Genomic DNA, 20,834 nt, shown 5'->3' on the forward strand with positions numbered 1-20,834 from the left:
GGCGCTGTGGCGGCGACCCACTCGAATCCTGGTGGATCGGAGCCGACTCAGCGGAATTCGACGACCAGTTCGCGTAGCGACAGGCGACTCCCCTCACCGGCCATCCCACGATGCCTGGTCGAGGGAGAAGTATTCCGACTGACGGGGACGCGCGGCCAAGGCGAGGACGGCGGCGACCTCGTCGATGCCGTCGGCGAGCGGGGCGATGGTGACGCGCACCGCTTCGGGATGCCCGCGGGAGGCCACGAAGAAGGGGCCGCCGGGAGCGACCCGTATTCCGTTGGCGGCCAAATGGATCAGTGCTGTGCGCTCGTCGGCGACCGACAGCCAGGCGTTGAGGCCCTGCCCATCGGCGAGGTGCAGACCGTGGCTGCGCAGCGCGTCGGCGAGAGCGCGACGGCGGACCTGATACTGCGCGCGGGCGTGTTCGACGGTGCGGGTGACGGTTTCGTCGCGCAGCATCTCGTGCAGCAGGCGCTGCAGGATGCGCGGCGTCCAGCCGGGACCGAGGACGCGGGTGGCGACGATGCGGTCGATGATCTCCTCCGGACCGGAGAGCGCCGCGATCCGCAGGTCGGGGCCGTGCGATTTGGAGTAGCTGCGCACATGCAGCACCTGGTCGGGCAGCCAGCGGCCGAGGCTGATGTCCTCGGCGGGGACGACCGCGCCGGAATGATCGTCCTCGATGATCATGCACCGGCGCTCGCCGCGCCGCAGGATCGCGACGAGTTCCTCGGCGCGCTCGACGCTCATCGACGCGCCGGTGGGGTTCTGCGCGCGCGGTTGCAGGACCGCCGCGCTCGCCCCGCTGGCCACCGCGCGCGCGAAATCGTCCGGCAGCACGCCCTCTTCGTCCATGTGTACCGGAACTATCTGCGCACCAATGGATTCCAAATAGTCGAGGATGTACGGGAAGGTGGGGTCCTCGACGATCACCCGGTCGCCGAAGCGGACGACGGCCTGCAAGCTGCGGACGATGGCGTCCATCGCGCCGTCGACGACGGTCAGCGCGCCCGACCGAGCCGGCCAGTCCGCCTGCAGTAGCCGTCCGAGCTCGGGCACCACCGGCGCCTGGTGGTAGTCGGTGGTCTCGGCGCCGAGGGCGAGCCGGGACAAGATCGACCCGATCTCGGGCAGCAGCGCCGGGTCTGGCGTGCCGAGCGACAGGTCGAGCCGGGCGCCGGTCGCGCCGCGGGTCATGCTGTCGGTCCGCGACGACGCGGGCCTGGCCCCACCCTCGGCGACGAAGGTCCCGCTGCGACCGCGTGACACCACCAGCCCGGCCTGCGCCAACGCCCGCCATCCGTGACTCACGGTCGCGGGGCTGACCCCGAGGCGGCGCGAGAGCTCGCGCACCGTGGGCAGCCGGTCCCCAGCGCGCAGCTCGCCGCTGGTGATGAGCCTGGCGATGGCGCCCGCGATGCCCGCGGGAGTCGGGTCATCGATCCGGATCCGGTCGTTCGTTTCCACGCCTCGAACACCTCGCGAGATTTACACTTTCGGCACTGACTGAAATATTCAGGAAATGTTTACCTTCGAAGATAACATAACCAACTTCGGTAGGGAGATCGACAGGTGACGACAATCAAGGCCGCTATCACCCAGGCGACATGGACCGGTGACAAGAAGTCGATGCTGGCCAAGCACGAGGGTTTCGTCGAGCAGGCCGCCGCGGCGGGCGTGCAGGTCATCTGCTTCCAAGAGCTGTTCTACGGACCGTATTTCGGCAACGTGCAGGACAAGAAGTATTACGAGTACGCCGAATCCGTACCGGGGCCGACGACCGAGCGGTTCGCGGAACTGGCCAAGGAGCACCGGATGGTGATCGTGCTCCCGGTGTACGAGGAAGACCAGCCCGGCGTGCTCTACAACACCGCCGCGGTGATCGACGCCGACGGCAGTTACCTGGGCAAATACCGCAAGCACCACATTCCGCAGCTGTCGGGCTTCTGGGAGAAGTTCTATTTCCGGCCGGGCAACCTGGGCTACCCCGTGTTCGACACCGCCGTGGGCAAGGTCGGTGTCTACATCTGCTACGACCGGCACTTCCCGGAAGGCTGGCGCGCCTACGGATTGGCGGGGGCCGAGCTCGTTTTCAATCCTTCGGCGACCAAACCCGGCTTGTCCGAGCGGCTTTGGGAGTTGGAGCAGCCCGCCGCGGCGGCCGCGAACCAGTACTTCGTCGGCGCGAACAACCGCATCGGCACGGAGACCGAGGAGTTCGGCGATGACGCCGTGACCTTCTACGGCAGTTCGTATTTCGTCGATCCGCGCGGCTGCTACGTCGGCGAGCGCGCCTCCGCCGACACCGACGAACTGCTGATCCGCGACCTCGATCTGGATGTGGTGCGCGAAGTCCGCGGCGACTGGCAGTTCTATCGCGACCGCAGGCCGGATTCCTACGACGCCATCGTGGCGCCCTGATCAGGGAGGAAACATGGCCACCACACTGATCACCGGAGGAACGGTCGTCTCGTCGACCGGACGCGGGCCCGCCGATATCCTCGTCGACGGCGAACGCATTGTCGCGCTGCTGTATCCCGGCACGACCGCGCTCGGCGCGAATCTGGCCGAGACGGTGGACACCGTCATCGACGCGTCCGGCAAGTATGTCGTCCCCGGCGGCATCGACGCGCACACGCACATGTCCATGCCGTTCGGCGGCACCACGGCGTCCGACGATTTCGAGACCGGGACGAGGGCCGCCGCGTGGGGCGGCACCACCATGATCATCGACTTCGCGGTGCAGAAGTTCGGTGAGCGCGTGCAGGATTCCCTGCAAACCTGGCACAAGATGGCGTCGGGCCAGTGCGCCGTCGACTACTCGTTCCACCAGATCGTCGGCGACGTGAACGACGAGTCGCTGGCCGCGCTGCGCAGACTACCGGACGAGGGCATCACCAGCTACAAGCTCTTCATGGCCTATCCCGGCGTCTTCTACAGCGACGACGCGCAGATCTTGCGCGCCATGCAGATCGGCGCGAACACCGGGCTGCTCACCATGATGCACGCCGAGAACGGCCCCGCCATCGACGTTCTCGTCGCGCAGCTGCTGGCCGAGGGCAAGACCGATCCGTACTACCACGGCATCGCGCGCGCCTGGCAGCTCGAGGAGGAGGCGACCCACCGGGCGATCATGCTCGCCGATCTGACCGGCGCGCCGCTGTACGTGGTGCACGTGTCGGCGAAGCAGGCCGTCGCGCAGCTGGCCGCGGCGCGCGACCGGGGCCGCAACGTCTTCGGCGAGACTTGTCCGCAGTACCTGTATCTCTCCCTGGAGGACAACCTCGGCGCAGCGGGTTTCGAGGGCGCGAAATGGGTGTGCTCGACGCCGCTGCGCTCCCGGCAGGAAGAGCATCAGGACCAGGTGTGGCAGGCGTTGCGAACCAACGACCTCCAGATGGTGTCCACCGATCACTGTCCCTTCTGCATGAAGGGACAGAAGGACATGGGTATCGGCGATTTCTCCAAGATTCCCAACGGAATCGGGACGATCGAGCACCGGATGGACCTGATGTACCAGGGCGTGGTCGACGGCCGGATCACCTTGGAGCGCTGGGTGGAGATCACCTCGACCACACCGGCCCGCATGTTCGGCCTCTACGGACGCAAAGGCGTGCTCGCGCCCGGCGCCGACGCCGACATCGTGGTGTACGACCCGAACGGCCACACCTCCATCGGTCTCGGCAAGACCCACCACATGAACATGGATCACTCGGCATGGGAGGGCTACGAGATCGACGGCCACGTCGACACCGTGCTCTCCCGCGGCAAGGTCGTGGTCGCGGACGGCGAGTATCGCGGCCGCAAGGGCGACGGGCAGTTCGTGCGCCGCGATCCGTGTCAGTACTTGATCTGAGGAGACGCCATGCAATTCGGAGCGGTACTACAGTGCGATCCCCCGGCGGCGCGCACCGTCCAGTTGGCGAAACTGGCCGAAGCGCACGGGTTCAGCCACCTGTGGACCTTCGATTCGCACCTGCTCTGGCAGGAGCCGTACGTGCTGTACAGCCAGATCCTGCACGAGACGAACCGAATCATGGTGGGGCCCATGGTGACCAATCCGGCGACCAGGGACTGGACCGTCACCGCGTCGCTGTTCGCCACGCTCAACGAGGCCTACGGCAATCGCACCATCTGCGGGATCGGGCGCGGTGATTCGGCGGTGCGTGTCGGCGGCGGCAAACCCACTACGCTGAAGACGCTGCGCGAGTCGATTCACGTGATCCGGGAGCTGGCCAATTCGCGGCCGGTCGAATACGGCGGCGGCACCGTGCAGTTCCCGTGGAGCGTCGGTTCCACGCTGGATGTGTGGGTGGCGGCCTACGGACCGAAGGCGCTGGCGTTGACCGGCGAGGTGGCCGACGGCTACATCCTGCAACTGGCCGACCTGGACATCGCCGAGTGGATGATCGCCTCCGTGCGCGAGGCGGCGGCCGCGGCGGGCCGCGACCCGGATTCGATCAGGATGTGCGTGGCCGCGCCGATGTACATCGGCACCGACCGCAAGCACATGCGCGATCAGTGCCGCTGGTTCGGCGGGATGGTCGGCAACCACGTCGCCGACATCGTCGCCCGCTACGGCGCCGACGGTGCGGTGCCGCAGGCGCTCACCGAATACATCGACGGCCGAGCGGGTTACGACTACAACCTGCACGGCCGCGCCGGAAACGTGCACGCCGACTTCGTCTCCGACGACATCGTCGAGCGGTTCTGCGTGCTCGGCACCGCCGACGAGCACATCGCCAAACTCCGGCGGCTCGCCGACCTCGGCGTCGATCAGTTCGCGGGCTACCTGCAACACGACAACAAAGAGGAGACCATGCGCGTCTACGGCGAGACCATCATTCCGCAACTGCGGCAATCCTTCACGGCGACGAAGGTGACGGCATGACCGCCGTGCGCGTCGATCTGGACGCGCGCGCCTACGAACTCGACCGCAACCACGTGTTCCACTCCTGGTCGGCGCAGGCCGCGCTGAACCCGGTGGTGCTCGCGGGCGGCCGCGGCTGCCGGGTCTGGGATCACGCGGGCCGCGAATACCTCGATTTCGCCAGCCAGATGGTCAACGTGAACATCGGCCATCAGCATCCGGTGGTCACGGCCGCGATCGCCGATCAGGCCGCCCGCCTGACCACCATCGGACCGGCCGCCGCGAATCTGCAACGCGGCGAGGCGGCGCAGCGGATCGCCGCGCTCGCGCCGGAGGGGCTCGAGAAGGTGTTCTTCACCAACGGCGGCGCCGACGCCAACGAGAACGCCATCCGGATGGCGCGGCTGCACACCGGCCGCGACAAGGTGCTCTCGACCTACCGCTCCTACCACGGCAACACGGGCGCGGCGGTGGTCGCGACCGGCGACTGGCGGCGAATTCCGAACGAATACGCCCGCGGCCACGTGCATTTCTTCGGCCCCTACCTGTATCGCAGCGAGTTCTGGGCGAGCAGCGCCGAGGAGGAGAGCGAGCGAGCGCTGCGGCATCTGGAGCGAGTCGTGCAGTGCGAAGGGCCGTCGAGTATCGCCGCGATCCTGCTGGAGACGGTGCCCGGCACCGCGGGCATCCTGGTGCCGCCGCCCGGCTATCTCGCCGGCGTCCGCGCCATCGCCGACCGGTACGGGATCGTGCTGATCCTCGACGAGGTGATGTGCGGATTCGGCCGCACCGGGCGGTGGTTCGCGTTCGACGGCTACGACGTGCGGCCCGACCTGATCACCTTCGCCAAGGGCGTCAACTCCGGCTACGTTCCCGTCGGCGGCGTCGTCATCTCCGAGCCGATCGCCCGCACCTTCGACCACACCGTCTTTCCCGGCGGACTCACCTACAGCGGGCATCCGCTGGCCGCGGCGTCGATCGTGGCCGCACTCGACGTGATGGCCGACGAGGGCATCGTCGCCAACGCCGAACGCGTCGGCCGCATCGTGCTCGGCCCGGCGCTGGCGCGATTGGCCGATGAGTGCCCGGTGATCGGTGAGGTGCGCGGCGAGGGCGTGTTCTGGGCGCTGGAACTCGTCGCCGATCGCGCCACCCGCGAACCCGTTTCGGCCGCGACCATGGCCAGGGTCAAGAACGACCTGGTCGCCCGCGGGCTGCTTCCGTTCCTGGCCGACAACCGTATTCATGTCACGCCACCGTGCGTGGTCACCGAGACCGAGGTCGCCGAGGCCGCCGCCATCCTGCGTGACGTATTGACCGCCCTGCCCGCCGAGGAGATCCGATGACGAATCCCGCGACCACCGACATCGTCGACCACTGGGTCGACGGCAAGCCGTGGACCGGCGAATCCACCCGCACCGCACCGGTTTTCGATCCCGCGCTGGGCATCGCGCAGCGCAGCGTCCGGATGGCGACCGGCGAGGACGTCGGCGTGGCCGTCGCCGCCGCGGCGGCGGCATTGCCCGCCTGGGCGGATTCCTCCGTCGCCACCAGGCACCGGTTCCTGCTGGACTTCCGGGAACTGCTCAACGCGCGCAAGGACGAACTGGCGAGCATCCTCACCGCCGAGCACGGCAAGGTGCTCGCCGACGCTGCGGGCGAGATCGCCCGGGGGCTCGAGGTCGTCGAGTTCGCGCTGTCCATGCCGCACCTGCTCAAGGGCGAGTTCAGCCAGAACGCCTCCACCGGGATCGACGTGTACTCGGTGCGCGAACCGGTCGGCGTCGTCGGCATCGTCAGCCCGTTCAACTTCCCGGCCATGGTGCCGCTCTGGTTCTTCCCGATCGCGATCGCCGCCGGGAACACGGTGGTGCTCAAGCCGAGCGAGAAGGATCCGTCGGCGGCGAACTGGCTGGCCGCGCTGGCGGCCGACGCCGGACTGCCCGCGGGCGTGCTCAACGTCGTGCACGGCGACAAGGAGGCGGTGGACGCGTTGCTGACCCACCCGCAGGTCGCGGCGATCTCGTTCGTCGGCTCGACGCCGATCGCCGAACACGTGTACCGGACCGCGACCGCGCACGGCAAGCGGGTGCAGGCGCTCGGCGGGGCCAAGAACCACATGCTCGTGCTGCCGGACGCCGATCTCGATCTGGCCGCGGACGCCGCCGTCAACGCGGGTTTCGGCTCGGCGGGTGAACGCTGTATGGCGGTGAGCGTGGTGCTCGCGGTCGACTCCATCGCCGACGATCTGGTGGCTCGCGTCGCCGCGCGGATGACCGGCCTGCGCACCGGCGACGGCCGCCGCGGCTGCGATATGGGACCGTTGATCACCCGGGAGCACCGGGACCGGGTGGCCGGCTACCTCGACACCGCGGTCGCCGACCGGGCCCGCCTCGTGGTCGACGGCCGCGACAGCGCCGTCGACGGCGACCCCAACGGGTTCTGGCTCGGTCCCACCCTGATCGACCGGGTGCCGATCACCTCGGCGGTCTATCGCGACGAGATCTTCGGTCCCGTGCTGTCGGTGGTGCGGGTCGAGGGCTTCGAGCACGCCGTCGAGATCGTCAACGCCTCCCCCTACGGCAACGGCACCGCGATCTTCACCAACGACGGCGGCGCGGCGCGGCGCTTCCAGCGGCAGGTGCACGTCGGCATGATCGGCGTGAACGTGCCGATCCCGGTCCCGGTGGCTTACCACAGTTTCGGCGGCTGGAAGGCGTCGCTGTTCGGCGACGCGAAAGCCTACGGCCCCAACGGTTTCGCGTTCTTCACCAGGGAGAAGGCGATCACCTCGCGCTGGCTCGATCCCAGCCACGGCGGTATAGACCTCGGTTTTCCGCGCAACAGATAACTCGCACCGATGCACGAAGGACATCAGATGACCGAAACTCGGGTACGGCCGCTCGACGGCGCGCCGGGCAGTTCCACGCTGGTCAACGACGATTTGGCGCCGACAACCAAGGAGACCGCGACCTGGCGTACCTGGGACATCTTCTGTCTGTGGATGACCTCGGCGCACAGCATCGCCAGCTACGGCTTCGCGGTCGGCATGCTCGCGCTCGGCATGACCGGGTGGCAGACCATGCTCGCCCTGTTCACCGGCGTGCTGGTGCTGTGGCTCGGCAGCAATCTGGTCGGCGTCGCGGGCCAGAAGGTCGGGGTGCCGTTCCCGGTCTTCGCCCGCGCGGCGTTCGGCGTCTTCGGCGCCAACGTTCCGGCGCTGCTGCGGGCCATCGTCGCGGTGTTCTGGTACGGCATTCAGACCTACCTGGCCTCCACCGCGCTGATGGTGTTGCTGCTGCGCGTGTCGCCGGGCTTGGCGTCCTGGACCGAATCCAGCTTCCTCGGCCTGTCGGCCTTGGGCTGGATCGCGTTCCTCGTGTTGTGGACCGTGCAGCTGGCGATCATCAACTACGGCATGGAAGTCGTGCGCAAGGCCTCGGATTTCGCCGGGCCCGCCGTCTGGCTCGGCATGATCGCGCTGGCGATCTGGATTCTGGGCAAGGCCGAGTGGAGCATCGACTTCGACGCGCGGGCCGGTGCGCCGCTCTCGGGCGGCGCCACCGTCGCGGCGTTCGTCGGCGTCGCTTTTCTCATGGTGTCGTTCATGGCGGGTCCACTCGTCAACTACGCCGACTTCGCGCGCTTCGCGCCGAGCAAGCGTGCGGTGTTGCGCGGGAACGCGTGGGGCATCCCGTTCAACGAGACGGCGTTCGTGATCCTGTCGATCGTCATCTCGCTCGCCACGCTGAAGGTCTATGGGAAGGTGCTCAGCGACCCGGTGGAGTTGGTCGCCGACATCGACAGCGATGCGGTGGTGATCGTCGCGGCGGTGCTCTTCGCGACGGCGACCGTCGGCATCAACGTGGTCCTCAACTTCGTGTCCCCGTCCTACGACTTCTCCAATGCCGCACCGCGATACATCTCGTTCCGCACCGGCGGCATCATCACCGCCGTGCTGTCCATCCTGGTGATGCCGTGGAAGCTCTGGCAGAACCAGGATTTCATCATCTACTTCCTCGGCGGCGTCGGCGCGCTGATGGGTCCGGTGTTCGGCATCCTGATCGTCGACTACTACCTGACGCGACGTCAGCGCACCGCGGTCGCCGACCTGTACGCCGACACACCGGAGGGGCGCTACTGGTTCTCCCGCGGATTCAACCCGAAAGCGCTGACAGCGCTGGCGCTTTCGGGCACGGTCGCGGTGATCGTCGCGCTCGCGCCCGACTCCAGGGAGGTGACGGCGCTGTCCTGGCCGGTCGGCGCGGCGCTGGGAGCGCTGCTCATGTACGCGTTCGAGTTGGCTCGGCCGTCCGTATCGAGGACTGAGAGCGCTTCCCGATCCGCGACTGGTTAGCCGAGCGCGGTGACGATGTCGCCCGCGAGCCGGTCGAGCGCCTGGCAGGCGTCGGGCCGCGGTGCGGCACCCGTGCGATCGATGTCGACGCCGATGGTGATCAGCTGCGCGGAATTCGGGATAGACGGGTTCGATGGGCGGTACACCAGCGCCGCGGAGCAGCCGACCGTCACACCAGGATCGGCGCTGTGGACCGTCCTGGTCTCGGTGCCGGTCAGACCGGCGCGAGCCTGGTAGCGGCCGGTGACGACGAGCTGTCCACCGTCGAGTCCCGCGGGCAACCGGGTCTCGCCTTCGGAGGGCACCTGTTCGGCGTTGGCTTGCAAGCGCACCGAGACCTCCACCTTCCCGTAGGCGTCGTCACGGCGCAGCGTGAGCTTGCACTCGTAGGCGTTGACCAGGCCGGTGGACTTCACCTTCCATTCCGGGAACGCCGCGGTGAGCGGCCCCTCGGCGGGGCACGGATCCTTCTGGATCAGCGAGCGACCGTCCTCTATGCCGATCGGACGCGGCGGCAAGGTGACGAGGTTGCCGAGGATCGCGGTCAGGTACTCGCGCGTGAAGGTGCAGGCCTGATCCCACGGGATCGGGCTGTTCTTCGGCGGAGCCAGCCGCGACACCTTCAGAGTCGCGGCGAATCCGGTGTCGCCGTGCGCGATTCGCATCGAGCACGACCAGGCGCCTGGATGATCGTTGTCGAAGCGCATGAAAACGGTCCGGCCAGCGAGCTGATCGGGCTTGTAGAGCGAGCCGCGGTCGGCAGCCAGGAAATCGTCGACCAGATCGAGGTCGAACCGGAAGAAGCCGGCGGGGTCCCCGGCATCGGCGACGAACATGCGGCAGCGAGTCCAGCTGCCGTCACGGTCGAATCGCTGGAACGCGCCGACGCGTGCCGCGAGCGCGGGGTCGTGCATGGCGCACGCATCGGTGGCGCGCACCTTCGTCATCAGCTCTCGGGTGCCCGGCGCGAGCGCCGCCTGGTCGATCGTGGACGGAACCGGCGCGGGCTGCTGCGACGCCGAGCTGCTCGTGGCGGCCGTGGCGCCGCCGTAGTTGTTCTGCGCTGTCCCGCATCGGTTTCGCCGCACCCGGCGACCGTCGCCATGGTGATCAGCGCCAGTGCGGTCGCCGCCGCCCGGCGAAATTCCCCCGCCATCGGTATCTCCTCATCCGACCGTCGATCTCTGGGCTCGTAGGGTATCCCGTTGTCGGCTCGGCCGTCCGTATCGAGGAGTGCGCGGGCTTCCCGATCCGATGCGCGCCGGGCTGGTGTTCGCGACCGACCGCTGGGCTCGCCGTTCGAGCACCCGCGGCCGGAAGCGAACCATCCCTTTGCGCGAATCCCGTTCCGGCGAATGCTTTTCGAGCCGGATCGCGGACTCGGGATCGACCGAGCCCGATCAGTCGGCGAGCCGGAAACCCGCCCGCTCGACCGCGGCCGCCACCGTCTCGCGCTCGACCGGGCCGCCGCCTTCGACGGTCACCGTGCCGCCCTCGAGATCGACGCTCACTTCCGTGACGCCGGGGATCGAGCCGACCTTGTCGCGCACCTTGCCGACGCAGCAGCCGCATGTCATCCCGGTGACGGCGAAGGTAGTGGTCGTGGATGCCGCGGTGCTCATGTCTTCTCCTCGTTCCATGCGGCGGCACATCCGCCGCTCGCTATTACCCTACCCCCCTAGAGTATTCTGAGCAACGCGCCCGTTCGCCGTCTGCGTGTGGGCACGCGCCCGCCATCGCGCAGTGGGCGGCGACCGTGCGCGGGATGAGTGGGAAATCGAGGTGACAAACCACGCACCGTCGATGATGCTGGCGCCATGCTGATTCGGACCGGCAGCGCGGCGGACGCGCACGCGATCGCGGCGCTGCACACCGCGAGCTGGCGCACGGCGTACGCGGGCATCATGCCGGACGATTACCTCGCCGGGCCGCTCGACGCGGACCGGTCGACGCTGTGGCGGCGACGCCTGACCGACGCGGTCACGCCCGGACTGTTCGTTGCCGAGGATGCCACGACATTGCTCGGCTTCGCCTACCTGCTGCCAACGGATGACGGACGGGTGCTCCTGGACAATCTGCACACCCGGCCGGGCAGCCTCGGGCGCGGGATCGGCAGCCGCCTGTTCGAGCGTGGTCTCACCTGGGCGGCGACCGAATTCCCTGGCCGTCCGGTGTATCTCGAGGTGCTGCGCGACAATGTCGCGGCCATCGCCTTCTACGAGCGGCGCGGCGGGCGGCGCACCGACGCGCGGATGGGGCGTTTCGACGCGGGCTTCGAACTGCCGGAGTACGAATACACCTGGGAGCCTGAGGCTTTCGATCGCTCCTAGCTCGCCTCCGAGCGACGGCGGACCGTCGACCTGCGCACCGACGCGATTCGCCGGGGGCAGACGGCCGCGCTCGAGCGAGCCGACTCGTCGTACCCGGCACCCCCATTTGCCCAGCCTCGGACAACTCGCGTCCGATGATCCCGTTCGAGTCCCCCGGCTCGTCAGGAGCCCCCAGTAGCCGCGACCGATTCGGCCTCCCCGCGCGAACCCCCGATCGGCCGACGCGTCCGACGCTTCCCGCTGGAATACACTCCACCTCGATGGTTAACCGGAGCATAGCTGGAGCGAGCGAGGAGTCAGCCATGAGCGTGCGTCCGCGGTGGTATCGCGACCAGCAGGCGTGGCGGGACCTGCAGCGGTTCATGCCCGAGCGACTGCGGCTGACCGGCGACACCGCGCCCGCCGAGGAGTACTGGGACTGGCGCGGTCACCACGTGCACCTGGACCGGTATCCCCTGCCCGACGCTCCCGCCAAGATCGTGCTGCACCACGGGGTCGGCACCAACGGCAGGCAGATGAGCATGGTCGCCGGGGCGACGCTGGCCCAGCGCGGCTTCGAGACCGTCGCCCTGGACAACCTCGGCTACGGACTGACCCGGGTCGCCGACGGCGCCGCCTTCGGCTACCGCGACTGGATCCAGCTCACCACCGACTTCCTCGCCTACGAAAGCACCCGCGACGACCGGCCGATCGTGCTCTACGGCCTCAGCGCGGGCGGCATGCTGACCTACCACGTCGCGGCGCGCGCACCGCGCGGCACTTTGCGCGGCATCGTCGGCACGACCTTCCTCGACCCGCGCGACAAGAACGTCTGGCGCGCGGTCTCCCACGACACGTTCCACGCCACCTTCGGTACCGCCGTGTTCAACCTGGTCGCCCGCACTCCACTGCGCGGCGTGCGCTACCCGATGTCGCTGGCTTCGAAGATGAGCGCACTGTGCAACAACCCGGACGCGTTGAAAGTCTTCCTGCGCGACAAGACCTCGGCGGGCAGCTGGGTCTCGGCGAAGTTCTTCAGCGAATTCGGTTCCTACACCCCCGAAGTCGAACCAGCGGCCTTCGACATCTGCCCTGTCCTGCACACGCAACCGGCGGAAGATCACTGGACGCCACTCGAACTCAGCCAGCCGGTGACCGGCGCGATCACGAAGGTGCCTGTCACCACCGTCATGCTCGGCAACGCCGGGCACTACCCGCTCGAAGAGCCGGGCCTGAGCCAGATGCACGACGCCATCACCGAGTTCGTCACGGAGCACACACGATGACAGTCGATGTGTGCGCGAGGGCGACGCTCGCCCGATCGCCCGCATGCCGCGACCCCGGTGGCAGCATCGATGATGTCGGTACTCGACCCGCCCCGGGGCCGATCCGTCGCGGCACGTCATGACGTGCCGCGAGTCAGAACCGCACAAGAGAGGTGTTCCCGTGCCGGTCGATCCCACCATCCCAATGCCCGAGGTGCCCGCGGGCACGCGGACGGCCGCGGCGGCAGTCCGCGGCTTGCTCCGATTGCCGCCGCGCGCCAAACGCGCGCTCGCCGGTCCCGCGGTGCACCGCGACGGCAACGAACTCGACCTCGACGCCCACTTGCTCCTGCGCATCACCAAGGCGTTGCCGAGACAGGCGCCGGAGCCGATGCGGCTGCGACGCCAGGCGCGGCGAATGGCTGCGATCGGCGCGGGTCGGCGCGCACCCGTGCGCGTCGAGGACATCACGGTCGCGGGCGCCGCCGGTTCGCTGCGGGCCCGGCTGTACGACCCCGGTGCGACCGACGCGTTGCTCGTCTACTTCCACGGCGGCGGCTGGGTCATCGGCGATCTCGACACGCACGACGCGCTCTGCCGGACCATCGCGCACACCGCGCGGATTCGGATGGTCGCGGTCGACTACCGGCTCGCACCCGAGCATCCCTATCCTGCGGCCGTCGATGACGCCGTCGCCGCGTTCCGCGACATCGTCGCGCGCGCAGGCGAATTCGGTGTCGGGGCCGAACGCGTCGCGGTGGGAGGCGACAGCGCGGGCGGTCATCTGGCCGCGGTGCTGTGCCAGCGGACCCGCCGCGACGGCGGACCCGCTCCCCTGCTCCAGCTGCTGATCTATCCGCCGACTGACCTGACCGGAAAAGCCGAGTCCCGCACGACGTTCGCCGAGGGATTCGCACTCACCCGCACCGACATCGACTTCTTCGACCGCTGCTTCCTGCCGCCCGATCTCGATCGCACCCGGCCGGATGTGTCACCGCTCTACGCCGAGACCACCGCCGGGCTCCCCCGCGCCGTCGTGATCACCGCGGGCTTCGACCCGCTGCGCGACGAGGGCGAGGCCTACGCGGCCCGCCTGCGCGCCGACGGCGTGCCCGTGGCGGCGCGGCGATTCGCCGGCTACATGCACGGCTTCGTCAACAACGCGCTCGCCTTCGACCCCGCGGTCGGAGAGATCGCCGCGATGCTCGCCGACGCGCTGGCCGCGGCTCCCGGCTCCCCCGCCGACTCGGAGCCGGACAGCGGGCGGAGCCAGATCGCCACATCCTGAGCCCGGCAGGCAACCGAGCTTCTGGCGTCGGCACGCAGTTCGCGTCCACGGCAAAAGGTTTCGTCCCCAACACGCTGCGGCACGTCAGGGTGCGAGATAGACTCCGGCACACCGTGGTACGGGAGGTTCGGCCCTGGACACACTGTGGACGTTCGTCGTCAACCGACGGCACCAGCTGCTCGTCGACTCGTATTTGCATGTCTCGGCGGTGATCCAGTCGCTGCTGGTCGCCGCGCTCATCGCGGTGGCGCTCGGCGTGCTCGTCTACCGCAGCCCGTTCGGTTCGGCGGCGGCGACGGCCGCGGCGAGCGCGATCCTGACGGTGCCCTCGTTCGCGCTGCTCGGTCTGCTGATCCCGATCCTCGGGCTCGGCGTCGGGCCGACCGTCACGGCGCTCGTGCTCTACGCGCTGCTGCCGATCCTGCGCAACACCATCGTCGGGCTGGCCGCGGTGGATCCGTCGGTGGTGGACGCCGCCCGCGGTGTCGGGATGAACCGGATGCGAGTGCTCGCCGCGGTCGAGCTGCCGCTGGCCTGGCCATCGATCCTGACCGGTATGCGGGTCAGCACCCAGATGATCATGGGCATACTGGCGCTCGCCGCCTACGCCAAGGGCCCTGGCCTCGGCAATCTGATCTTCTCCGGGCTGTCCCGGCTCGGCAGCCCCAACGCCGTGCCGCAGGCATTGACGGGCACGGTGCTGATCATCGTGCTCGCCCTGCTGCTGGACGGCCTGTTCGTCCTCGTGGGGCGACTGACCACATCGAAGGGGATTCGTGACTGACACCGAGACCGTGTCCGGCGTAGAGATCGTGCTCGACGCCGTAACCAAACGGTATCCGGGACAACACGATCCGGCCGTGGACGAGGTGTCGCTGACCATACCGGCCGGCGAGATCGTCGTCCTCGTCGGCCCATCGGGCTGCGGCAAGACCACGACCATGCGCATGATCAACCGGCTGATCGAACCGACCTCGGGCGCCATCACCATCGGCGGCCGCGACGCCGCCGCGATGAATCCCGATCAGCTGCGCCGCGGCATCGGCTACTCGATCCAGCAGGCCGGCCTCTTCCCGCACATGACGGTGGCCAAGAACATCGCGACCGTGCCCGGGTTGCTCGGCTGGGACCGCGCGCGCATCGCCGCGCGCGTCGACGCGATGCTCGACCTCGTCGGTCTCGACCCGGACACCTTCCGCGGCCGCTACCCGCGTCAGCTCTCCGGCGGACAGCAGCAGCGCGTGGGGGTGGCGCGCGCACTGGCCGCCGACCCGCCCGTGCTGCTGATGGACGAACCGTTCGGCGCGGTCGACCCGATCACCCGTGGGCTGTTGCAGGACGAATTGCTGCGATTGCAGGCGGAACTCGGCAAGACCATCGTCTTCGTCACCCACGATTTCGCCGAGGCGGTGAAACTCGGCGACCGGATCGCCGTGCTCGGCGACCGGTCCAAGATCCTCCAGTACGACACCCCGGCCGCGATCCTCGCCGATCCCGCCGACGACACCGTGGCCGGGTTCGTCGGCGCCGACGCCTCGCTCAAGCAGCTGACGCTGACCAGGGTCGGCGACGTGGACCTAGGCGACTGCCCGAGCGCGAGGCAAGACGAACCGGCGGAGACCTTGCGCGCTGCGCTGGCGGGCCGGGAATGGCCGTGGGCGCTGATCCTCGACGCACGGCGACGGCCGCTGCGCTGGGTGTCGGCCGAGCAACTGACGAACGCGGAGACGCTGCGCGATATCGGCAGCCCGATCGGTCAGGCGCTGTCGCTGCGATCGACGCTGCAGGACGCGCTGGAGGCCCTGCTCGCCGAGCAGACCGCGACCGCGGTGGTCACCGACGCGCGCGGTGAATACGCGGGCCTGATCACGATCGACACGCTGGTCGGGCACCTGTCGGCCATGCGGGCTCGCCACGGCGGCGAGCGGCCCGCCGAGGCGACATCGTGACCGCCGCCGTCGCCGCGTCCGCACCGGTCGCCGCGCGCCGAGCCGAGCGGCTGCGGTTGCTCGTCCAGCCCGCGCTGGTCCTGGCGCTGACGGTCGGCGTCCTGGTGTGGGCGTTCCGGCGCGATCTCACAGCCACCCAGCGCGCGAGCATCAACGCGAGCAACATCGCCACCGTCACCTGGCAGCACGTTGTGCTCACCGCGACGGTGGTGCTGATCGTCGTCGCGGTGGCGGTGCCGCTGGGCACCCTGCTCACCAGGCCCGGATATCGCCGTCTCGCACCGGTTTTCGTCGGTATCGCCAATGTCGGCGCGGCCGCGCCCGCCATCGGGTTGATCGTGCTGTGCTATCTGGCGACCCGGACGACCGGTTTCTGGATCGGCGTCGCGCCGATCGCCTTCTACACACTGCTTCCGGTGCTGCGCAACACGATCCTGGGGTATCAACAGGTGGATCGGACGCTGGTCGACGCGGGCCGCGGCCAGGGAATGTCGGCGGCGACGGTGTTGCGGCGCATCGAGTTTCCGCTCGCGGTCCCCTACATCCTCGCTGGTCTGCGGACCTCGCTGGTGCTGGCCGTCGGCACCGTGACGCTCTCGTTCCTGGTGAGCGCGGGCGGGCTGGGAATTCTCATCGACACCGGATACAAGCTGCGCGACAACGTCACCCTGGTCGTCGGCGCCGTGCTGGCGGTGGCGTTGGCGCTGCTCGTCGATTGGCTCGGCGCGCTGGCCGAACGCTTCCTCGGACCGAGGGGGTTGACGTGATGCGCGGCGGACGGCTGCGGGCGCTGGTCGCGGCGGCGCTGCTGCTGATGCTGAGCGGCTGCGGTCTGGAGTCGGGCGGCGCGGTGCCGCTGCGCGTCGGGCCGGGCAGCATCCAGCCCTCACCCGAACTCGACGGCGTCACGATCACGGTGGGCTCCAAGGACTTCACCGAACAGAACATCCTGGGCTACCTCGTCGAATTCGCGATGACCGCGGCCGGTGCGAACGTGCGGGACCTGACCAACATCCAGGGCTCCAACAGCCTGCGCGACGCGCAGCTGCACGGCCAGATCGACGTCGCCTACGACTACACCGGCACCGGCTGGATCAATTACCTCGGCAACGAAACCCCGGTGCCGAGCGAGCTCGGACAGTTCGAGGCGGTGCGCGACGCCGACCGCGCCGCGCACGGCATGGTGTGGACGGCGATGGCGCCGATGAACAACACCTACGCCCTGGTGACCAGCAGCCGCACCGCCGAGGAGACCGGCGTACGGACGCTGTCGGACTACGCCAGGCTCGTCGCCACCGACCCGGCCGCCGCGGCCACCTGCGTCGGCACCGAATTCAATGTTCGCCAGGACGGCTACCCTGGCCTGGCCCGCAAATACGGTATCGACGTCGGCAAGGTGCGCAAGCAGATCATGCAGGATCCCCTCGTCTACCAGGCCACCGCCGACGCCCGCCAGTGCCGCTTCGGCTCGGTCGCCGCCACCGACGGACGTATACCGGCACTGAATCTCGTTCTGCTGCAAGACGATCTGGCGTTCTTCCCGAAGTACAACGCGGCATTGGTGCTGCGCGCCGACTTTCACGACGCGCACCCGCGGATCGCCGAGATCATGGCTCCGATCTCCGCGCTGCTCACCAACGAGGTGATCACCGATCTGAACCGCCAGGTCGACGTGGACGGACGCGAGCCCGCCGAGGTCGCCCGTGACTGGCTCGTCACCAGGGGCTTCGTCACCGCGGAATAGCCGTGTTCGCAGGCTTTTCGCACGCCGCGCACAGGGCGTGACCGCTGCGACGCGTGCGGTAGGTGTGCGAGGATTACCGGCAGGGTGGCGCGGATGATCTTGACCTGTAGTGCGGTTGAGGTTTGATGATGGTGCGGTGACTGATGACGGAATCACTTTGATAGATGTGTGGGAGCTGCCCGAGGACCGGATCGACGAGTCCGTGGCGCGCTGGCGGGAGCGCGTCGCCCTGATCCGCACCGCCCCCGGTTTCCGGGACGCGCGGATGCACCGCAGACTGGACCCGGAGGCCCGGCTCGGCCTGGTCAACGTGGCGCACTGGGACAGCATCGAAGCCAGGGACGAGGCGCTGGCGAATCCCGGCTTCACCGCGTCGGTGCGGCCACCGCGACGAACTATGCCACCGTGCGAGGCGGCTGGTATCGGGTAGCGGCCGAATTCCACGCGGCGGGAAACGATTCGGGGGACGGGCCGGGAATCACCTTCGTCAACGCCTTCGAGCTGCCCGTCGAGCGGATCGAGGAATACCTGCCGCATTGGCTCGGCCACGCGGAGCTGATCAGCAAGGCGCCCGGCTTCCGGGACAACCGGCTGCACCGCGCGGTGGACGCGGACACTCGCTTTCAGCTGGTCGATATCGCGCACTGGGACAGCGCCGAAGCGTGGCGCGCGGCGGCCGACGATCCCAGCTTCCAGCAACGCCTGTCCGACTCTCCCGAGTTCGCCATCGCCAACCCCGCGCTCTTCCGGGTCGCCGCCGCGTTCTGAGCGCCGACAACCCTGTAAATCAAGCGCTTTCGGCCAGCACCGGCGCGTACTCCCGCCGCGCCATGGACATTTGACGTTGGTCGACATCGGCATCGGCCAACGCATCTTCGCTCTCGGTGCGCGCGGCGATCAGCTCGCCCTCGGCTAGGCGGCGCGTGATCGACCCGGCGAGCGCCAGGGCGAGCCGGGGGGCGGTGTTGCGCACCGCGATTCCGGATCGGGTCGCAGGAAGCAACATTGCGCGGGCGAAGCGGAAGCTCTGCTGCTTGGCGTCGACCATCGGCCGATGCCCGGTCTCGTACCGGCGCAGCGCGGCCTGGATATCGCCGGGTGACCGGCACAGTTCGTCGGCGAGCCGGGTCCGAATCCGCACGGACACCTCGACGATGGCGCAGTCCGCGAGCGCGCTCGAAAGGAAGAATCTCGTCAGACGCACCGTCAACCCGTCGGACAAGAGCGAACAGCGGATCACGTTGACGCGCACCGGCCGTCGCGAGTACGCCGAACTGCTCGGGAAAGCCGATGAGGTGCAACGGATACTGTTCTCCGCCCTGCATCCCGACGGGCATGCGGCCGCTCTCGCGGTGCTCCGCGACCTTGCCGGAGTCCATGCCGATCCGGAGGAGCGTGATGTCGCACCGCCGCCACGTCCTGCGTCGTGAAGCGCGCCCGGCCAGCTCGTCCGCTGAAAAGCCCAACGTCCATGGTCAGTACACCTAGGTCAGTCGGCTGATCGGCCAGTCGCCGGGGAGTTCGAGCCAGGCGCCGATCATGCGGATCGCGGTGAGCAACGCCTGGATTTCGTCGAGACCGGAGGCTACGGCGTGGCGGCTGCCGTCGATACGGAAGGGGCACACGTAGAACTGGCTGTCGGACGAGCAAACCGGGCGGCCGATCGTGATGGTGTGCGGGCCGTCGGCGGCGCTCACCGTGCGGATCGCGAGCAGATCGCCCAGCGCGTACTCGATTCCGGGATCATGGTCGACGTCGCCGCGGGCCGGCGGTGCGGGGAAGCCGAGCTCGGCGGGTCCGGCGACGGCGAACTGCGCGCCCGCCTCGTTCGCCCGAGTCAGCTGCGTACCGATTTCCACCAGCGCGCGATACAACGCCGCCAGCGCGTCCACCCCGGTCGCCCTCGACTCGCCCCACCCCTCGATGCGGAAGCCGCACACGTCACCACCGGCGCCCGCCGCGGGCCGCGGTCTGCCGACTTCGATGAGGACCGACCGATTCCCGTCCGCGACCATCCGTTTCGCAATCACCTCACCCAGGCGATCGATCACCGGTACACCTCCCACCTTCCGGCCGATCCGCCGGACCGGTCTCGCCTTCCGCGCCGTAGCGACGTGTCCACGCGATACCCACCCGCGGGCGCGCCTAACGGCGACCGCCGCTTCGACGCCGAACGAGGATGCGGCAGTCACGTTTTGATCACGCGCGCGACGGGTAACACCACCGGCATGACTCCGATGAACGATCGACCTGCACAGATCGTCGGCATCGAGCGCGGAACCGCTGGACTCAGCGGCCTCATCGCGGTCGCGCTGGGGTGCGGGGTAGCGGTCCTGACCGGGTCGCTATCGGCAGCCATCGGCTCCTTTGCCGCGGTGTGCTTCGGCATGATCGCGCTGGTGCCCTCCATCGGCCGGCTTACACGCCGGCCGACCAGTTCCCTTCGCCTGCTCTGATTTTCGCCCCCAACACCCGACCACCATGCGACTACCCTTGGTAGCGAGAGGAATTGACGGCAGTCGCGTGGTGGTCTCGAGCACTTCCCGTCGGCTCGGCTCGGTGCGGTCAGGGAGTTTCTGCTCAGCACAGGTAGGTCGACCTCTCGTACACGGGCTCACCAGGCACGAACTGACTGAAGTTGCCACGAGAAAGCAACCACAGCAAGCCGAATCGAGCCCGAAACAGCGCTATGCCGATCCCTCGGGAGATCCGCTCGTGACAGTCAGTGATCGCGTAGACCGCACCCCTTGTCGGCACTGGATCCGACACGTCGGCGGACAACAGACTTCCCGTCGAGGTCGTGCGGCAGCGGGTGAGTTCAGTTCGCCGGACACGGAAGCGCGGTCATGCCGAGCGCTTCGAGCACAGGGCGTGGGCGGAGTCGCGAGTGGTCGACACACAATTTGCGGAGGCCCTCTTCAGCCCGCCGCGAGCGATCCAGTCGATGAGGTGGTGCACCCGATCGGAGGTCCATACATCGTGCGGTCAGTCACGTTCTGGCCGAGGGCGGAACGCGGCCAGAGCCCGGTCGGCGCGACGAGCCGAGGGC

22 protein-coding genes are annotated in these 20,834 nt (G+C 68.7%); 17 read left to right on the forward strand and 5 right to left on the reverse strand.

Annotated features, from left to right (window positions below; all coding sequences use genetic code 11):
* Positions 1–93 precede the first annotated feature (93 nt).
* Entirely contained in the window at positions 94–1,470 is a 1,377-nt protein-coding gene (locus NX1_RS20115; RefSeq protein WP_245668592.1) for an aminotransferase-like domain-containing protein, read from the reverse strand.
* Between the two features lie 105 nt (positions 1,471–1,575).
* Between NX1_RS20115 and NX1_RS20120 the strand changes: the two genes are divergently transcribed.
* The 6 genes from NX1_RS20120 to NX1_RS20145 are packed head-to-tail and all read left to right on the forward strand — an operon-like array spanning position 1,576 to position 9,230.
* Positions 1,576–2,424 carry a nitrilase-related carbon-nitrogen hydrolase gene (locus NX1_RS20120; protein WP_068061613.1) on the forward strand — a complete coding sequence of 283 codons (849 nt, stop codon included), beginning with the start codon at positions 1,576–1,578 and terminating at the stop codon, positions 2,422–2,424.
* A 13-nt stretch (positions 2,425–2,437) separates the two neighbouring features.
* A complete protein-coding gene (hydA, locus tag NX1_RS20125; protein ID WP_068061616.1) occupies positions 2,438–3,859 on the forward strand; it encodes a dihydropyrimidinase in 1,422 nt (473 codons plus the stop codon).
* Positions 3,860–3,868: 9 nt separating this feature from the next.
* Entirely contained in the window at positions 3,869–4,894 is a 1,026-nt protein-coding gene (locus tag NX1_RS20130; protein WP_068061620.1) for a TIGR03842 family LLM class F420-dependent oxidoreductase, read from the forward strand.
* Positions 4,891–6,219, forward strand: a complete 1,329-nt coding sequence (locus tag NX1_RS20135; RefSeq protein WP_068061623.1) for an aspartate aminotransferase family protein — start codon at positions 4,891–4,893, stop codon at positions 6,217–6,219. The genes NX1_RS20130 and NX1_RS20135 overlap by 4 nt, the downstream gene beginning before the upstream one ends.
* Entirely contained in the window at positions 6,216–7,724 is a 1,509-nt protein-coding gene (locus NX1_RS20140; protein WP_068061625.1) for a CoA-acylating methylmalonate-semialdehyde dehydrogenase, read from the forward strand. The genes NX1_RS20135 and NX1_RS20140 overlap by 4 nt, the downstream gene beginning before the upstream one ends.
* Before the next feature lie 27 nt (positions 7,725–7,751).
* Entirely contained in the window at positions 7,752–9,230 is a 1,479-nt protein-coding gene (locus NX1_RS20145; RefSeq protein ID WP_068061628.1) for an NCS1 family nucleobase:cation symporter-1, read from the forward strand.
* On the opposite strand, the gene NX1_RS20150 is transcribed toward NX1_RS20145, so the two are convergent.
* Positions 9,227–10,318, reverse strand: a complete 1,092-nt coding sequence (locus tag NX1_RS20150) for a hypothetical protein (protein WP_157119885.1) — start codon at positions 10,316–10,318, stop codon at positions 9,227–9,229. The two genes, NX1_RS20145 and NX1_RS20150, sit on opposite strands and share 4 nt — an antisense overlap.
* Before the next feature lie 312 nt (positions 10,319–10,630).
* Positions 10,631–10,852, reverse strand: a complete 222-nt coding sequence (locus tag NX1_RS20155; RefSeq protein ID WP_068061634.1) for a heavy-metal-associated domain-containing protein — start codon at positions 10,850–10,852, stop codon at positions 10,631–10,633.
* Between the two features lie 195 nt (positions 10,853–11,047).
* On the opposite strand from NX1_RS20155, the gene NX1_RS20160 reads away from it, so the two are divergent.
* From NX1_RS20160 to NX1_RS37465, 9 genes are all read left to right on the forward strand, one after another.
* A complete protein-coding gene (locus NX1_RS20160; RefSeq protein ID WP_068061637.1) occupies positions 11,048–11,560 on the forward strand; it encodes a GNAT family N-acetyltransferase in 513 nt (170 codons plus the stop codon).
* Between the two features lie 302 nt (positions 11,561–11,862).
* Complete coding sequence (locus NX1_RS20165) at positions 11,863–12,825, forward strand: alpha/beta hydrolase (RefSeq protein ID WP_068061640.1); 963 nt, start codon at positions 11,863–11,865, stop codon at positions 12,823–12,825.
* Between the two features lie 160 nt (positions 12,826–12,985).
* On the forward strand, positions 12,986–14,092 hold the full coding sequence (locus NX1_RS20170) for an alpha/beta hydrolase (RefSeq protein ID WP_169812254.1): 1,107 nt from the start codon (positions 12,986–12,988) through the stop codon (positions 14,090–14,092).
* A gap of 133 nt (positions 14,093–14,225) precedes the next feature.
* A complete protein-coding gene (locus NX1_RS20175) occupies positions 14,226–14,876 on the forward strand; it encodes an ABC transporter permease (protein ID WP_068061648.1) in 651 nt (216 codons plus the stop codon).
* Entirely contained in the window at positions 14,869–16,041 is a 1,173-nt protein-coding gene (locus NX1_RS20180) for an ABC transporter ATP-binding protein (protein WP_068061651.1), read from the forward strand. Before NX1_RS20175 ends, NX1_RS20180 begins: the two co-directional genes overlap by 8 nt.
* Complete coding sequence (locus tag NX1_RS20185) at positions 16,038–16,808, forward strand: ABC transporter permease (protein WP_068061655.1); 771 nt, start codon at positions 16,038–16,040, stop codon at positions 16,806–16,808. The genes NX1_RS20180 and NX1_RS20185 overlap by 4 nt, the downstream gene beginning before the upstream one ends.
* The gene (locus tag NX1_RS20190; protein ID WP_068061658.1) at positions 16,808–17,785 is read left to right on the forward strand and encodes a glycine betaine ABC transporter substrate-binding protein; all 978 of its coding nucleotides are present in this window, start codon (positions 16,808–16,810) and stop codon (positions 17,783–17,785) included. Before NX1_RS20185 ends, NX1_RS20190 begins: the two co-directional genes overlap by 1 nt.
* Positions 17,786–17,921: 136 nt before the next feature.
* The gene (locus tag NX1_RS37460; RefSeq protein WP_218024153.1) at positions 17,922–18,215 is read left to right on the forward strand and encodes an antibiotic biosynthesis monooxygenase family protein; all 294 of its coding nucleotides are present in this window, start codon (positions 17,922–17,924) and stop codon (positions 18,213–18,215) included.
* A complete protein-coding gene (locus NX1_RS37465; RefSeq protein WP_218024154.1) occupies positions 18,191–18,553 on the forward strand; it encodes an antibiotic biosynthesis monooxygenase family protein in 363 nt (120 codons plus the stop codon). The genes NX1_RS37460 and NX1_RS37465 overlap by 25 nt, the downstream gene beginning before the upstream one ends.
* 19 nt (positions 18,554–18,572) lie before the next feature.
* Here NX1_RS37465 and NX1_RS20200 read toward each other — a convergent pair whose 3' ends face one another.
* Positions 18,573–18,926 carry a hypothetical protein gene (locus NX1_RS20200; RefSeq protein ID WP_157119887.1) on the reverse strand — a complete coding sequence of 118 codons (354 nt, stop codon included), beginning with the start codon at positions 18,924–18,926 and terminating at the stop codon, positions 18,573–18,575.
* Positions 18,927–18,939: 13 nt separating this feature from the next.
* Here NX1_RS20200 and NX1_RS20205 point away from each other — a divergent pair, with 13 nt between their 5' ends.
* Positions 18,940–19,215 carry a winged helix DNA-binding protein gene (locus NX1_RS20205; protein WP_068061663.1) on the forward strand — a complete coding sequence of 92 codons (276 nt, stop codon included), beginning with the start codon at positions 18,940–18,942 and terminating at the stop codon, positions 19,213–19,215.
* A 54-nt stretch (positions 19,216–19,269) separates the two neighbouring features.
* Here NX1_RS20205 and NX1_RS20210 read toward each other — a convergent pair whose 3' ends face one another.
* Complete coding sequence (locus NX1_RS20210) at positions 19,270–19,836, reverse strand: DUF6968 family protein (protein ID WP_068061666.1); 567 nt, start codon at positions 19,834–19,836, stop codon at positions 19,270–19,272.
* Between the two features lie 177 nt (positions 19,837–20,013).
* On the opposite strand from NX1_RS20210, the gene NX1_RS20215 reads away from it, so the two are divergent.
* Positions 20,014–20,241 (forward strand): hypothetical protein, encoded by a 228-nt coding sequence (locus tag NX1_RS20215; RefSeq protein WP_157119889.1) that lies wholly within the window; start codon positions 20,014–20,016, stop codon positions 20,239–20,241.
* Positions 20,242–20,834: the final 593 nt, after the last annotated feature.

The organism is Nocardia xishanensis NBRC 101358 (assembly GCF_001613365.1).
GTDB lineage: Bacteria > Actinomycetota > Actinomycetes > Mycobacteriales > Mycobacteriaceae > Nocardia > Nocardia xishanensis.

Coding starts and splice junctions, on each gene's coding strand:
- NX1_RS20165 (WP_068061640.1), top strand. CDS start 11,863: ATGAGCGTGCGTCCGCGGTGGTATCGCGACCAGCAGGCGTGGCGGGAC.
- NX1_RS20145 (WP_068061628.1), top strand. CDS start 7,752: ATGACCGAAACTCGGGTACGGCCGCTCGACGGCGCGCCGGGCAGTTCC.
- NX1_RS20135 (WP_068061623.1), top strand. CDS start 4,891: ATGACCGCCGTGCGCGTCGATCTGGACGCGCGCGCCTACGAACTCGAC.
- NX1_RS20205 (WP_068061663.1), top strand. CDS start 18,940: ATGGCGCAGTCCGCGAGCGCGCTCGAAAGGAAGAATCTCGTCAGACGC.
- NX1_RS20130 (WP_068061620.1), top strand. CDS start 3,869: ATGCAATTCGGAGCGGTACTACAGTGCGATCCCCCGGCGGCGCGCACC.
- NX1_RS20155 (WP_068061634.1), bottom strand. CDS start 10,852: ATGAGCACCGCGGCATCCACGACCACTACCTTCGCCGTCACCGGGATG.
- hydA (WP_068061616.1), top strand. CDS start 2,438: ATGGCCACCACACTGATCACCGGAGGAACGGTCGTCTCGTCGACCGGA.
- NX1_RS20215 (WP_157119889.1), top strand. CDS start 20,014: ATGACTCCGATGAACGATCGACCTGCACAGATCGTCGGCATCGAGCGC.
- NX1_RS20160 (WP_068061637.1), top strand. CDS start 11,048: ATGCTGATTCGGACCGGCAGCGCGGCGGACGCGCACGCGATCGCGGCG.
- NX1_RS20140 (WP_068061625.1), top strand. CDS start 6,216: ATGACGAATCCCGCGACCACCGACATCGTCGACCACTGGGTCGACGGC.
- NX1_RS20190 (WP_068061658.1), top strand. CDS start 16,808: ATGCGCGGCGGACGGCTGCGGGCGCTGGTCGCGGCGGCGCTGCTGCTG.